At 62.7% G+C, this 15,996-nt stretch carries 4 protein-coding genes; all 4 read left to right on the top strand.

Annotated elements, in window-relative coordinates:
- Positions 1–22 precede the first annotated feature (22 nt).
- The 4 genes from ASD30_RS22395 to ASD30_RS22380 are packed head-to-tail and all read left to right on the top strand — an operon-like array spanning position 23 to position 15,990.
- A complete protein-coding gene (locus ASD30_RS22395) occupies positions 23–2,884 on the top strand; it encodes a helicase-related protein (protein ID WP_235532660.1) in 2,862 nt (953 codons plus the stop codon).
- Positions 2,884–7,536: a restriction endonuclease subunit M gene (locus ASD30_RS22390; protein ID WP_056687439.1), complete on the top strand. Its 4,653-nt coding sequence runs from the start codon at positions 2,884–2,886 to the stop codon at positions 7,534–7,536. Before ASD30_RS22395 ends, ASD30_RS22390 begins: the two co-directional genes overlap by 1 nt.
- Positions 7,529–13,765: a DEAD/DEAH box helicase gene (locus ASD30_RS22385; RefSeq protein WP_056687733.1), complete on the top strand. Its 6,237-nt coding sequence runs from the start codon at positions 7,529–7,531 to the stop codon at positions 13,763–13,765. Before ASD30_RS22390 ends, ASD30_RS22385 begins: the two co-directional genes overlap by 8 nt.
- On the top strand, positions 13,765–15,990 hold the full coding sequence (locus ASD30_RS22380; protein WP_082564103.1) for a 3'-5' exonuclease: 2,226 nt from the start codon (positions 13,765–13,767) through the stop codon (positions 15,988–15,990). Before ASD30_RS22385 ends, ASD30_RS22380 begins: the two co-directional genes overlap by 1 nt.
- Positions 15,991–15,996 lie beyond the last annotated feature (6 nt).

Here is a 15,996-nt window from a genome sequence, read left to right as displayed (position 1 = left end):
GCTCTCCACTATGGTCGGTCCTGTGACGATCGGGACAAAAGAACAGTTCGCTGCACCAGGCTCTGTGCTCGAAATTCGCGACGAAACTTGGCTCGTGACGCGCGCCGAGCGGGCCACCGACGGGTGGTTCTACGAAGTCACAGGCCTCAGCGAACTTGTACGCGGCACCAACGCAATATTCTCCGATGCCCTCGACGACATCCGCGTGCTCGATCCAGAGCTGGCCACGGTCAAGGTAGACCTGAGCCCGGGCTTCATGCAGTCGAAGGTGTGGCTGGAAGCCACGCTCCGTAAGACAGCGGTCCCGCTGACCCAGACGACCCTCACCGTCTCGACCCAAGGACTTGCAGACTCGCTGCCTTATCAGCTGGCTGCTGTCCGACAAGCACTTGATCCGGAAAACTTGCGGCCGCGCATCCTGCTGGCTGATGCTGTGGGTCTCGGCAAGACCCTCGAGATCGGCATGATCCTGGCTGAACTCGTACGACGAGGACGCGGCGAGCGGATCCTCGTCGTCACGCCTAAGCACGTTCTCGAGCAGACGCAATTCGAGTTGTGGACGCGTTTCGCGCTGCCGTTCGTCCGCCTGGACTCGCTGGGCATCCAGCGGATCCGGCAGCTGCTGCCGGCCAACCGCAATCCGTTCGCTCACTTCAAGCGGGCCATCGTCTCGATCGACACGCTCAAGAGCGACCGTTACCTCGCCCACCTTGAAAAGCAGCAGTGGGATGCGGTCGTGATCGACGAGTCGCACAACGTCACGAACGACTCGACCCAGAACAACCGCCTAGCTCGCCTGCTCAGCCGTAAGACTGACGCTCTGATCCTCGCCAGTGCAACCCCGCACAACGGGCGCAAGGAATCGTTCGCGGAGCTGATCCGGATGCTCGACCCGAGTGCGGTCACACCGACTGGCGACTTGATCGAGGACGAGGTGCGACGCCTGGTCATCCGACGCCACCGTCATAGCCAAGATGTCGCCAGCATCGTCGGGTCGGACTGGGCGGAGCGTCACGAACCGCACAACATCCTCGTCAAGGCAAATGCCATCGAAGACGCCATCGCCGACGAGTTGGAGCACACGTGGCTTCACCCCGAGGCAGGAGCGTCGCCCTACTCCGGAGGCAACGCACGCCTCTTCCCCTGGACCCTCGCAAAGGCTTTCCTGTCCAGCCCCGCCGCACTGTCGGCCACGGTCGGGGAGCGCCTGAAGAAGTTGGGCGACGAAATTGCAACAGCCAAGGAACGCGAAGCGCTCTCGCGTTTGGGTGAGTTGGCCGATCGCAGTCGGGTCGAAGGCAGCGCGAAGTACGACGCTCTGGTGACGCATCTTCGCGAGATCGGGATCAAGAGCAATGCCCCCGATCGAGTCGTCATATTCGCCGAACGAGTGAGCACGCTGCACTGGCTACAAGCCCGATTGGTCAACGACTTCAAGCTCAAGGATGACCAGGTCGTTGTCCTGCACGGTGGCATCAGCGACATCGAGCAGCAGGCCGTTGTTGAGTCCTTCAAGCAGGAGTCCAGCCCGATCCGGATCCTCGTCACTGGCGACGTCGCCTCGGAGGGCGTCAACCTGCATCTGCAGTGTCACGAACTCGTCCACTACGACATCCCGTGGAGCCTGATCCGCATCGAACAACGCAATGGCCGCATCGACCGCTACGGCCAGAGGCATCGCCCGAGGATCACGACGCTGCTTCTCGACCCGTCCACGAGCCGGTTCGGTGGAGACATCCGGGTGCTGCAGAAGCTCGTCGAGAAGGAGCACGAGGCTCACCAGGCGCTCGGTGACAGCGCCTCGCTGATGGGGCAGTACGACGTCAAGGCTGAAGAGGACGCAATCCGCGACGTCCTTGCTGGCAAGAAGGACCTCGACGATGTAGTGAAGTCCGTCGAGGAAGCCAAGAGCGGCGGCGGCATTGACGCCATGTTGGCCCGACTCTTCGCCCTGGGAGCCACGACTCCGGAACCCACCATTGAAGCTGAGCACGGGGCCGACGGCGTCTACGACACAGACTTGGCATTCCTGCGCGACGCCCTCGAAGTCTCCTTTGCGACCCCCGCGGCCCCAGTCGCCGCGAACGGCGTCGCGTGGCGTGAGTTTCCCAACCATGCTCTCGTCGAGTTCGTCCCCACCGACGATTTGAGGCAGCGCCTCGAGGTTCTGCCCCAGTCGTACTTGCGTGAACGCAAGGTCGTCCAAGGCTTCAAACTCGCCACGACGTTGAGCCGTGGCAAGCAAGCGCTCGCCGACGCTCGCAGCGCGGAGTCCAATTCGTTGTGGCCAGAAGCCCACTACCTGTCGCCGCTCCATCCGAGTTTGGAGTGGGCAGCTGACCGAGCCCTCGAAAACTTGGGCCGCAATGAGGTCTTCGCCCTCTCAGCGCCGGGTGGGGGAGACCTTGGCCTCCTGCTCCACGGTTCGCTCACCAACGCGAAGGGTCAAGTCGTCGCATCGACGTATGTCGTCGCACGCTTCCCCGAGCCGACCAACCCGGACTTCGTGATGCCGCAACCCTTCGCGACCGTCCGAGACGCGCTCCACAGTCTTGGAGCAGACGGCGCACTCGTGAACACCAACGCTCTCAAGGAACACGCCGACCTGGACGCCTACGTGGGACCGGCGGTGCGGGCGGCGAGAGTTCTGCTTGACCAACTGCTGAAGGCCGCCTCTGAGAGTGTCACCGCGCGGGTCGATGCGTGGAACGACCGCGTCTCCGATTGGCAGGCTTCGGCTGCGCTTGAGGCGCAACGACTGGACCTCAAAGAGCGAAGGCTCCGTGTCGAGGACGAGAAGGCGATCGCGGAGTCGATGCGCCCTGATCAACTCACGGTTCGACCCCTCCTTCTCGTACTACCCACGGCAGGAGGAAGCAACTGATGTCCGCTGCGGGAACGACCCAGGCCAGTCAGGCCAGCGACGCGATCGTCGTTGGCGAGGGCTGGATCAGCGAGCACTATTTCACGACCGACGCGACCAAGGAATCGTTTAACGCCCTGGTGCGCGATCGCCGCAAGCAATGGGAAGAGATCAAGGACGAGGGGACACCGAGAACGCGCTTCACGGCGCACCGCTCGGTCCTGCTGGACGCCTTCTCCACGATCGATGCAGCTGACACGACTGCCCTCCATGAATTGCACCAGTCGCTACTCCACGTCTTGGGCTACAAGCGACTTGGCCTAGTGGCCAAGACGGAGGGTCCATTGACGATGATCTACTCAGCCGGTATCGACGCCCCTGGGCTGGCCATTATCGAGGCAAGGCCTACCGACGGCCCGGAGGACCTGCTCACCAAGGATTCGGCCAACCTGCTCAGCCCCTTTGCTATCGATGACAAGACCGAGATCACTTCGGTCGCGAGGTTGCTTTCCAGGCTGTTCGTCGATGACGACTACAAGCCCCCGTTCGCGCTCGTTCTCGCTGGGCCCCACGTGCTGATCGCCGAACGCGAGCGCTGGCCCGAGGGCCGCTACCTCTCCCTTGACCTGCAACTCGTCGGCGAACGAAACGACGCCAAGGTCGGCGGAGAGGTTGACCGAGCTCTCACGTGTCTGGCGGCCGATTCTTTGGCGCCCGATGCCGAAGGCAACACCTGGTGGACGCACGCCTTGGCGGCATCCGTGCAACACACGGTTGGCGTGAGCAAGGACTTGCGTGAGGGCGTTCGGCTCTCCATCGAGATCATCGCCAACGAGGTTGTACGGCGCCGTCGCGAACGGGATCTGGAGGCGCTCCCGCACGAGGACGCACAACCGCTGGCGAAGCAGTCGTTGCGATTCCTCTATCGGATCCTCTTCCTGCTCTATGCCGAGGCTTCTCCGGAGTTGGGTGTGCTGCCCAGTGGTGCCAGGGAGTACGACACCGGCTACAGCATCGACCGGCTCCGCGAACTGACTCTCGTCCAGCTGCCGACCAACAAGTCCCGCAGCGGGACTCACCTGTACGAATCCCTTGCCGCGCTCTTCCGCCTCGTGGACCAGGGCCACCAACCACCGAGTGAAAACGAAAGTGGATTCGTCGAGGGGCTGACGTTTCGCTCATTACGCGCCGATCTGTTCAAGCCCGAGGCAACGGGTTTCATCGATGAGGTCGGGCTGGGCAACGGGGCGCTCCAGCGCGTGCTCCAGCACCTGCTCCTGAGCAAGGCAGACAAGACCCGCAAAGGCCGCGACCGCGGATTCATCTCGTACGCCGAGCTTGGCATCAACCAGCTCGGTGCGGTCTACGAGGGCCTGATGTCCTACACTGGCCGTTTTGCTGAGACCGACCTCTACGAGGTGTGCAAGGACGGAGACGCCGAAAAGGGCTCCTGGCTCGTCCCGGTCGCTCGCGCTGAGGGGATTGCGGCCAAGGACTTCGTCACGACTGAAGACGAGATCACTGGCGAAATCAAGCCGGTGATCCACGACGAAGGCAACTTCGTCTTCCGGCTTGCGGGACGCGAGCGGCAGCAATCGGCGTCCTACTACACGCCCGAGGTGCTGACCCGATTCACCGTCTCGCAAGCCCTTGGAGAGCTCCTGGATCAGGATGGCCGAACTACCACCGCCGAGGAGATCCTCGCTCTCACCATCTGTGAGCCAGCCCTCGGATCCGGCGCCTTCGCGATCGAAGCTGTTCGTCAGCTCGCGGAGCATTACCTGGTTCGTCGTCAGGCAGAGTTGGGCGAGACCATCGACCCAGACGAGTACCCACGCCAGCTTCAGCGTGTAAAAGCCTATCTCGCGCTGCACCAGACGTACGGGGTTGACCTCAACGCCACTGCCGTCGAGTTGGCCGAGATCTCGCTCTGGCTCGACACCATGGTTGAGGGCCTCGAAGCGCCGTGGTTTGGGCTCCATTTGCGGCGCGGCAACTCCCTGGTCGGCGCACGGCGCAGTGTTTTCACCCGCAAGCAAGTCGATGACAAAACTTGGCTGGACGCTGCGCCGAAGAGGCTGTCGGACGAGTCCTTGTCGGGGCGCGTGCACCATTTCCTCTTGCCAGCTGCCGGTTGGGGCGCTGCCGCAGATGTCGGCAAGGAGGTCAAGGACCTTGTGCCCGACGCAGTGACACGGCTCAAGGACTGGCGCAAGACCACGAAGGCGAAGCCAACCAAGAAGCAAGTCGACCAGTTCGTTGACTTATCCGAGCGCGTCGAACGCCTCTGGGAGATCGCCACCCGACGGCTGGAGATCGCCGAGCAGCAAGTCCGAAGGGACATCCCGCTGTGGGGCCGCGATTTAGAGCCGATTGACGAGGTCTACGTCTCCCGCGAGTCGATTGAGGAGTCGCTCGCCGATTCGGACGGCGCTTATCAGCGCCTCCGTCGGATCATGGACGCGTGGTGCGCGCTCTGGTTCTGGCCCTTGACCGAGAGTGAGATCGCGCCGCCGACGACCGCCCAATGGCACGACGCCTTGAGCATGATCCTCGGCAGCAACACGACGATGTCAAAGGTGCAGGCCAAGAAGGGTGACGACACGTTCGCCGACGTCCAGACGTGGGATGAACTCGGCGACGCCGAGCACAACGACCGTGTCTTCGCTGGGGCCCGGTCGATGGGCGATGTTCTTGAAAAGCACACCTGGCTTGGGGTGTGCGAACGGGTTGCGCTGCAGCAAGGTTTCTTTCATTGGGAACTCGACTTCGCGACGGTATTCGTGGGCCGCGAGGGCTTCGATCTGCAAACCGGAAATCCACCGTGGGTGCGGCCCACGGTCGATGAACAGGCGCTTCTCGCAGAAGGTGATCCTTGGTGGCAACTGGCAGTCAAGCCAACCCAAAAGGAGGTCGGTCTTCGCCGCGAGGCGACGTTGGAAATCTCGGGTCTGATGGACCTTCTGCTGGCCGGGACGGTCGATACGGTTGCTATGGCGACCTTTGTGGGGTCAAGGCAATTGTTTCCCGAACTCGGTGGCCTGCAGCCCGATCTATACCGATGCTTCGTGGCGTCATCGTGGCGTCATCAGTCCCGCCGAGGTGCCATCGGATTCATCCATCCGGAAACGCACTTCACGGATGAACGTGCGGGTGCATTCCGCGCACCTGTATATCGGCATCTCAGGCGACATTGGCAGTTCGAAAATACACTCGGTTTGTTCGACATCGGCCCCACTCGCTCGTATGGCGTACACGTATACGGGCGAGCGCGCGAGCACGTCGACTTTCTTTCCGCGGTCGGCTTACTGCATCCGGATACGGCGTCACGTTCGCTTGTTCACGACGGTTCCGGCCCAGAGCCAGCCATGCGAACCGAAGACGGCGAGTGGGACCTTCGACCACACAGCTCTCGCGTCTTCAAAATTGGCCTCAGCCAGCTTGCCGGATGGCACGCGCTGCTTGAAACCGATGACGTTCCTGTGCCCCACACCCGGATGGTGTACGCAATCAATCGATCGGTCGCCGGAGTCCTCGACAAGTTGTCTGGAGCAGAGCGGATTGGTGCTCTTGGGCTCCAATACTCTGGTGGGTGGCATGAGAAGGGAGATCGCGCAAAGGGTCGCTTCGACGTCCGTTGGGGCGCCGTGGCCTCTTGGGATGATGCAATTCTTCAAGGGCCCCACCTCTACGTCAACAACCCGGCCTTCAAGTCGCCGAACCCAACGATGCTCCACAAGCAGGACTGGTCCTCCATCGACCTTGAGGACTTGTCCCCAGACGCCTTCCCAGTGACTTCATACAAGCCGATGGGTACGCCAGCGGCATATGGCCGCGCATACACGAACTGGGAGAGCGAGGGCGAGGCACTACCGGCGCGTGCTTTCTATAGGGTCGCCTGGCGGAACATGGCTGCGAACATCGGCGAGCGAACTCTAATTCCTGCAATTATTCCCCCTGGGGCTACACACATCCACGGAATTTCATCGGCGGGTGCCCCCCACGATGAGCGCACCCTCGTGGTGGTTGCGGGTTTCATGGCGTCCCTTGTCGGTGACTTTGCAGTTCGTGCAGCTCCGAAGTCAACAATTTCAGGGACCACAGTCGACAGATTGCCCGTCAATCTGGGTTCTGGTGCTAGCGAGCTCCTATCGCGCATACTGCGGTTGAACTGCGTGACGGCTGCGTATGGGGACCTTTGGGCACGCTTGGTCCACGAAATGCGTGGGGGCTCTGGGTGGGCAGGCGGCATCGATTACCCAGGGAGGCCCTTGCTTGATCAGGTTGCTCCCACGTGGACGAGCTCAATGCCACTCAGGCGAGCATCAGATCGCCGTCAGGCCGCGCTTGAGGTGGATGCGCTGTGTGCTCTGCTCCTGGGTCTCACGGCTGATGAGTTGTGCGTCATCTACCGGACGGAGTTCACGGTCCTCTCAAACTATGACCGGAAAACGAACTATTTCGACGCTAACGGTCGCCTCGTTCCGACGCCCGTCCTGCAGGTGTTCAAGTCGAAGGGTGGAGCCATCGGCTTGGACGAGCGGACGCACACGAATGCCTCCGGTAATACGTACGTCTATGAGCTGCCGTTCGTGACCTTGGATCGTGAAGCCGACATGCGGACGGCATATGCACACTTCGAGACGGTGTTGGGTGGGCGTTCCGATGGGTGAGTTGCTACCAACCATTGCGGCAGAGAGCGTTCGGAACGGACTTTTAGAGTTCCTCGAGACAACGTTCGCGCTGTCGGACGACTCGGCGCGGGTCGCACTGAAGGAGTTCCTCGAGCATCCGACTGACGGGATCTTCAAAGGGCCGTACCTTCGTCTGCGGATGCCGTTTGGCCCGGCCGAGGACGGCTGGAAGCGGTCGATGGAATGGGCCCCTGTCGGGTTCACGCCGTACGGACATCAGGCAGCCGCCTTTGCCAGGCTGGGTTCCGCAGACCTGAGTGGTTCAAAGCCGCGCCCCCTGTCGACCGTCGTCACGACGGGCACGGGGTCAGGAAAAACTGAGGCGTTCCTCTACCCGATCCTCGATCACGTCCTACGTGCCAAGGCACGCGGCGTGACTGGGATGAAGGCGCTGTTGCTCTATCCGATGAACGCCTTGGCCAACGACCAGGCACAACGTCTGGCGGGTCTGATCAGTGCCGATCCGGCCTTGGGCGGTGTTACTGCCGGTCTCTACACGGGCCAAGAGGGACCGCAGCGGACCAAGGTGGGTCCGGAGGGGCTCATCACGGACCGCTATGTGATGCGCAGCAGCGCCCCGGACATCGTGCTGACCAACTACAAGATGCTCGACCAGCTGCTACTACGTGAAGCAGACGCGAAGTTGTGGCAGCAGAGCGCGACGTCGTTGCAATACCTGGTGCTGGATGAATTCCACACGTACGACGGTGCCCAGGGCACCGACGTTGCGATGTTGCTACGTCGTCTTGGTCTGGCTCTGAAGGCGAACGGGCGGGAGAGCGTTGACCTCACTGCGGTCGCGACCTCGGCGACCTTGGGCGACAAGGGCAGCCCCGAATCTATGTTGGAGTTCGCGGAGACGGTCTTCGGCGAGACCTTCGATGTCGGCGCAGTGGTTACAGAGTCGCGGCTTACTGTCGAAGAATGGGCCTCCGGCGCAGCTGTTGAGGATCCCGTGCTTGGGACCGCCCTGGTGGAAGCCATCGACGAGGCAGTGCGATCGCTCGGTGAGGACCCGGAGGCTGATGTCCTCGCCGATGCTGTGGTCGCCACCCTCTTTCCAACCGCTGACCCTGATGCTGAGACGAAGGTGCGTGCCCACCCGCTCACAGCGGAGATTTTGCTTGCCTGTGAGGCAGCGGAATCGATCCGCGACCTGGCGGCACGGCTGTTTCCCGGTGCAGACAGCTCTCAAGCCGAGCGCTGCATCGTGGCGTACGCCGGGATGCTGAGTCACCTGCGCAAGGTTCACGGTCGGTCCTGGCCGTCGATCGAGTTGCATCTCTGGATCCGCGAGCTGACACGGATCGATAGGGAGGCGTCCTCGTCTCCGGCGTACTTCTGGTCCGATGACGGGACCGCGCCGATGGGTGCTGGCGAGGATGAAGACTCGGCAGTGGCGTCGGGACAAACCTTCCCTGCCGTCTACTGCAGGCACTGTGGACGGTCCGGCTGGGGTGTAGCCCTGTCTCCAGCGAATGCCAGCGATCTCGACACGACCGATGAGGACATTCGCCGAAACCACGCGAGCAAGGAAGGGCGCTTCCGGCCGCTGTTGTATGCCGGTCGTGAAGGTGATCGGGCCCTCGAGGGTGGGGACATCGACCCGGGTCTGCGCTGGTTCCACGTTTCGCAGCGCCAGATCCTTACGAAGGCGCCCGAGGGGGAGGCCGCGCACGATGGCTCAGTGCTACCTGTCCTGACCCACGTAGACGGGGACGCCGATGGCTCCTCGAACCGTGATGACTGCCCCACGTGCCAACAGCGCGACGGGATCCGCTTCCTCGGCTCGGCCATTGCGACCCAACTTTCGGTCGCGCTGTCCACGATCTTCGGCAGCACCAATCTGGATGCGGTCGAAAAGAAGACCCTCGTCTTCACCGACAGCGTCCAGGACGCGGCGCACCGCGCTGGTTTCGTACAAAGCCGCTCGCACAGTCTCACGGTCCGATCGATGCTCCGCGAGGCGGTCGGCACCACCGCTACGGCGCTGGACACCCTTGCGGACAAGGTGATCGAGCGAGCAGGTGACGATGCCGCGCTGCGTTTCCGGATCTTGCCTCCCGATCTGGCTGAGAAAGACCAGTTCAGGGACTTCTGGCAAGCGAAGACTCTCGCCAAAGTCCCGCGTGCGGTTCGAAATCGCGTTAAGAAGCGCATCGCCTTCGACGCCGTCATCGAGTTCGGGCTGCAATCTCGTCTGGGTCGGACGCTCGAGCTGACTGGAACTGTCGGCGCCGAGGTCGAGGTCGCAGAGGCGCTGATGCGCACTGCTGCTCGGCAGGCATTGGACGACGCTAGGGAGACAACCCTGGTTGAGATGTCGGACGACGACACGCACCTGCTGTGGTGGGTCCGTGGTGTGCTCGAGCGGATGCGCGAGCGGGGGTCGATCGAGCACCCGTGGTTCCAGAAGCTCATTGAAGAGGACGGGAACCGATACTTCATCTGGCGGGGGAGGCCGCGCTCCGATGGGATGCCCGCGTTCCCGATTGGTCGGACGGCGCCGGCATTCCCGCGCGTGGGCCAACCGCCGACGGGAACGCGCGAGAACGTTCTCGACATCGCGAGCAGCAACCGGTCTTGGTACACCGGTTGGACGCAGCGGTGCCTCGGGGTCAGCGCCAGCGAGGGGGCTGTTCTCGCCAGGCTCCTGTTGAAGCGACTGTCCGGACACCATGTGCTTACCGAGACGAGCAACAAGTCTGAGGCGAAGGTCTACTCCATCCCGCAGGAGTCCGTTGTTGTATTCCCCATCGGCAATGCGGACTTGGCGGCAGGCAAACATCTCCTTGTATGTCTGACCTGCCAAGGCGAGGTGCCCGGAAGCGAGACGGTCGTGGATCAACTTGAGGGCGCTCCCTGCATGGTGAGCCGATGCCCGGGGAAGCTCGAACCCAAAGCGGGCGTTCCGGAGAACTTTTACCGCAGGTTCTTCTCCTCCCACGAAGTCCAACGCGTCGTTGCGCGCGAACACACCTCGCTGCTCCCCGACACACTGCGCCTTGAATACGAAAACGGCTTCAAGAGCTCAGCCGCCGAGGCCCCCAACGCGCCGAACGTGCTCGTTGCCACGCCGACCTTGGAGATGGGCATCGACATCGGCGACCTCTCCACCGTCATGCTGGCTTCGCTGCCGCGTAACGTCGCGTCGTACTTGCAGCGGATTGGTCGTGCCGGCCGTCTCACGGGCAGTGCCCTAAGTCTGGCGTTCGTGTCCGGCCGCGGTGAACAGTTGCCGCAGCTGGGTGAGCCGGCGTCGATGATCAACGGCGTCGTTCGCCCGCCGGCGACGTATCTCGATGCAGAGGAGATCCTGCGGAGGCAGTACGTCGCGTCGCTGGCTGACCGGCAGGCGCGAGACCCTGACGGCGTACACCCGCGCACGGCCACCGTGGCGATGGGGTCGATTGAGCCGGGCACCTGGCTCCACGCCATCGCGGCGCATGCCGAAGCCAACACCGCGCATCTGGACGAGTTCTTGGCTGCTTTCCCGACACTCACCAAGGAATCGCAGACGCGCCTCCGTGAGTGGGTCGCGCCAGTCAGTGGTGAGCTAACCAGTCCTCTGGCCGAACGCTTGCTCGTGGAATCGCTGCGTTGGCGCAAGCAACTTGAGACTCTGAACTTCCGCATTGGCGAGGTTGAGGCTGAGATCCCCGAACTCCGCCGCCTCGCCGAGCTGCCCACGGCGATCGAGGACGATAAGCACGCGTACAGGTCGGCCGAGGCAGCGCTCCGGCTAGCCAAGCGTCAACGTGGGGACTTGCAAGGCGAGCACTGGATCTCCGTTGTCGAAGCCGCGGGCATTCTGCCCAACTACACACTTCTCGACGACAGCGTCACTCTCGATGTCGGGCTGTCGTGGCTAGACCCGGACTCCGGCACCTACGAGACCGAGGCAATGTCCTACACCCGCAACGCGGCATTGGCGTTGCGCGAGTTCGCGCCCAAGGCTCGCTTCTACGCTCGCGGCTATGAGGTTGAGATCGATGCTGTCGATCTTGGGAGCAACGGCGAGGCCGTTCGGACCTGGGTGTTCTGCCCAGCGTGCGGATTCAGCGTCGACATCACGGAGGCGTCAACACCGAGCTCGTGCCCGCGTTGCGGGAGCCCCGGTGTGGCAGACGTTCGGCAAGCGTTGGATGTTGTTGAGCTCTCCCGGGTCTCATCAGTGATGCGTCGTGACGAGGCAACGATCGACGACAGGCGCGACGAGCGAATTCGGGAACGCTTCGACCAGGTCGTCATCGCGGACATCTCTCCGGAGAAGGTGACGCGCCAATGGTTTGTTGCTGGTCATGGATTTGGTGCCAAGCACCTGAGGAACCTAGATCTGACCTGGCTGAACTTCGGGCGATCATCCGGACACGGTTCCACACGTTTCGTGGGTGACCATGAGGTCGATGCTGAGCTGTTCCGGCTGTGTTCTGAGTGCGGCAAGCTCGATCAGGAGACGGGCAAGAACAGCAAATACGAGCACCGGCCATGGTGTTCTTTGCGGACCGCCGTTGACGAGACTGCCCGCCAGATCGCGCTGAGCCGTCACCTTCAAACCGAGGGACTCTTGCTCCGGTTGCCGCCGATGATCTCGGTCGGCAACGTGTTCGCGGTTCCCTCGGTCGCCGCGGCGATCAAGCTCGGCTTGCGTGAATACATTGGTGGTGCACCTGACCACCTCTCGCTGGAAGTCGTCGTTGACCCGACCCTCTCGGACGGATCCGAGAACAGCGAGGCGCTGCTGCTCCACGACCTGGTCCCGGGCGGCACTGGCTATCTCGCTGATCTTGTCGATCCGGAGACCCTGCGCACAGTCCTCGTCAAGGCTGCCGACGTACTCCGCGACTGCGACTGCGCCTCCACGGAGCGCCAGGCCTGCCACAAATGCCTATTGCCTTTCGCAGGTATGGGGGAGGGACGACTGGTATCTCGGGTGGAGGCCCTGCGTCAGCTTGAAGAAATCCTCGCCTCGGGCGGTGATGATCCAGAGCAACCCTGGGTCATCACTGACCTGCCGGTTGTGTCCTTCGACCCCGAGTCGAAGATGGAACAAAAGTTCAGGGCCGTCCTCAAGGCTCGTTTGGCTGCGCTCGGCGCCACGGTCAAAGAACAACCCGGCAACAACGGAGTACGTCTCGACATCACGCTCGGCGGGCGGCCTTGGACGCTTGAGCCTCAAGTTGCCGTGGCAAACTCGAAGCCCGACTTTCTGCTGCGCTGTCAGGACGCGAACGTCCCCGATATGGCCATCTTCTGTGACGGCTGGCAATACCACGCGAGCGAGTTGCACAACCGGATTGCCGATGATGCGGAGAAGCGTCGTACGTTGCGGGACCAAGGTCTCGTGGTGCTCGGTCTGTCCTGGCTTGACCTCGAAACCGAGGGCGCGGCAGATCCGCCGTGGTTTGCGGCGGCAGCTGCACCGGACGTCATGCAGAACGCTGGGATCCCTTTGAAGTCGAGTCACATTGATCTCATCCGACATCGCGGGATTGACCTGCTCACCTCATGGATCCAGGCCCCTGATGCTGAGGGGCTCGCGAACGTTGGTCGGGTACTGCCCTTCTTCTTGGCGGTGACAGCGCAGGTCCAAGGCACGACCGGCCAGCGAACCAACCTTGCGCCCGCGGCCGTCGACGTACTTGATGGACACGGCTTTGACGGTGGAGGAGCCCCCGCCTGGGCATGGCGGAGCGGCTCCGTCGTGGTCGTGTCGCGACTGGACACCAAGACCAAGGCAACCGAGGTGGCACTGGTCCTCGACGACAACGAAGTCGGATCTGACCACAGGGGCGCGTGGCAGGAATGGCTTCGGCTTTCAAACTTGTTGGGATCCCGCGTGACGGGAACGACAATCACGGCGCGATCGCTGGTTGCCTCTGGCAACGCAATGGCTGTTCAGACCGACGTCGTGGACGCCGACGAGTTCGTCTCGAAGATGGATGTTGTCTGGGAGTCCCAGTACAAGTTGGCTCTCGATGAAGAGCGTCCTTTCCTCAAGTTGCTTTTCGATGCGGAGGTAAGGCCCCCGGAAGTCGGTCACGAGGTCGATGGGATCCCCGTGCTTTGCTGGCCCGACGTGCTCGTGGCTGTCGACACCGGACAGTTCGACGATCAAGACCGCAATGAGTTGGCCGCGCGAGGTTGGACGGTCGTTCCGATGAATCTGGACAGCGTGACCGCAGCCCTGACAGGAGTCTCCAACTAATGCCCTTCGTCTTGTATGCACCGGTCAAGGACGGGCTTCACGACCCGTCAATCGCCAAGCAGGTCACAGCTTTCCTGTCCAAACTCTTCCAGGACGACACCACACCGGGGTTGCACATCGAGCCGATCAATAACGCGGTCGACCCCAAGGTTCGGACAGGTCGGGTCACTCAGATGTACCGAGCCGTGCTTTTCAAGCTGGTGAGCGACGGCGTTCCGCACTACGTATTCACCGGTGTCTGGCCACACGACAAGGCGATCGAAGTCGCGTCCAAAGCCGTGCTCAAGATGAACCCGGTCAATGGGCTGCCTGAGCTGATCATGGCCTCGGAGGTCGACCTGACTCCTGTCGTCGAACGCGTCGCTCGAGTGCCTGTCGCAAGCGTGGCCGCTGAGTTCCCGTTCCTCGAGTACAAGAGTCCAGGGCTCACACTGGCTGGACTAACCGAGGAACTCGGACTTGATCCTGATGTCGCTGAGCACGCGTGGGTTGCGACCAGTGAGGACGAGGTCATGGAGCTGGCCGGCAAGCTCGGAGGGTGGCGAGGTGAGGCCCTTCTCGAACTCGCTGTGGGAGCGACGATCGCTGATGTCCGCATCTCGCTAGGCATGGATACGGCTCCGACAGTTGAGGCTGAGGCTGTAGAAGACGAACAACTCGTCTCCGCGATGCGCACGCCGACGGCGCAGATGCAGTTTGCGTGGCTCGAGGACCAGGAAGAACTCCGCCGAGTCATCGAGGGCGGCGACCTCGCCGCCTGGCGCATCTTCCTGCACCCGGAGCAACGCAAGTACGTTGAGGCGGCGTACGGCGGCTCGTTCCGGCTGTCCGGGGGAGCAGGCACCGGGAAGACCGTCGTGCTGCTTCACCGGGCTCGGATGCTGGCGAAACGGAACCCCCAGGCACGCATCCTGCTCACGACATACACCCGAAACCTCGCCGACGGCATGAAGCGCAGCCTTCGAGACCTGGATCCTTCACTGGTGCTTGCCGATGCCCCTGGCAAACCGGGCATCTACGTTGCCGGCGTCGACCAGGCGGCCAGCCAAGTTCTGGGCTCTGCCAGTCGCGACGAGTTGGCTGCAGCTGTGGAAGCCGTGCTCGGAATCGGCGGCAACCGAGCCACGAGCCGGACCTCGAGCGCGCAGAAGGCGTGGCGTGACGCCATCGAAAGTGTAGGAGGGGACCTCGGCCCCGAGCTCCGTTCACCGACGTTCTTCGATGCCGAGTACGACTCGGTGGTGCTGGCTCAACACATCACGACCCTCGACGAGTTCCTCCGCGTGCGCCGTCCAGGTCGCGGTGTCGCCCTTGGTCGACTGCAGCGTCAAGCCGTGTGGGAGGTCATCAGGAGCTATCGCTCGTCGGCTGCTGTGGCAGGTGCGGTCGACTTCGGCGAAGTGTGCGCCATCGCCGCCCAACTGGCCGCGTCGGGCCCCATCGCCGACCACGTTCTTGTGGACGAGGGGCAAGACCTCACACCACCCCGTTGGCAATTCCTCCGCGCCGTCGTTCCAGAGGGCCCCGATGACCTGTTCGTCGCTGAAGACTCCCAGCAGCGGATCTATGGCCAACGCGTCGTTCTCGGGCGTCACGGGATCAAGATTGTTGGCCGTTCCCGGCGGCTGACCCTGAACTACCGGACGACGGCCCAGGTGCTGCGTTTTGCGACATCGGTGTTGGCGGGGGAGAACTTCGTTGATCTCGACGATGAGGCCACCGACGACACCGGCTACCGGTCAGCCCGTAGCGGTCCGGTTCCGATTCGCGTTGCGACCGGGTCAATCACCGAGGAACTGGATCGTGCCGCAGCACAGCTGGCTGAATGGTTGGCCGCTGGCGCAGCTCGCGACGGAATCGGCATCCTGGTTCGGGACCAGCGCATGGTCGAGCGTGTGGCCAGAGGGCTCGAAGACCGGGACGTCCGAGTCCGCCAGGTCTCCAAGTCGGCGGCGACCGGCAAGGACCCTCAGTTGATGACCATGCACCGTGCCAAGGGTATGGAGTTCACCCACGTGTTGATCTTCGGTGCCAACGCAGATCTGTTGCCGGCGGCGTACCTGCTCAAGGACCTCCCCGAGGAAGAGCGCGCTGACCTACTGCAGCGTGAGCGGTCGCTGTTCTACGTAGCAGCCACCAGGGCCCGCGACGAACTTGTTGTGATGTGGGAGGGGAAGGCAAGCGATTTCCTTGATGCATTCACTGCCAAGGATCACGTGCGGTGACCCATT

Source organism: Nocardioides sp. Root140 (assembly GCF_001426745.1).
Taxonomy (GTDB): domain Bacteria; phylum Actinomycetota; class Actinomycetes; order Propionibacteriales; family Nocardioidaceae; genus Nocardioides.
This window is presented reverse-complemented; position numbering and strand designations above follow the sequence as displayed.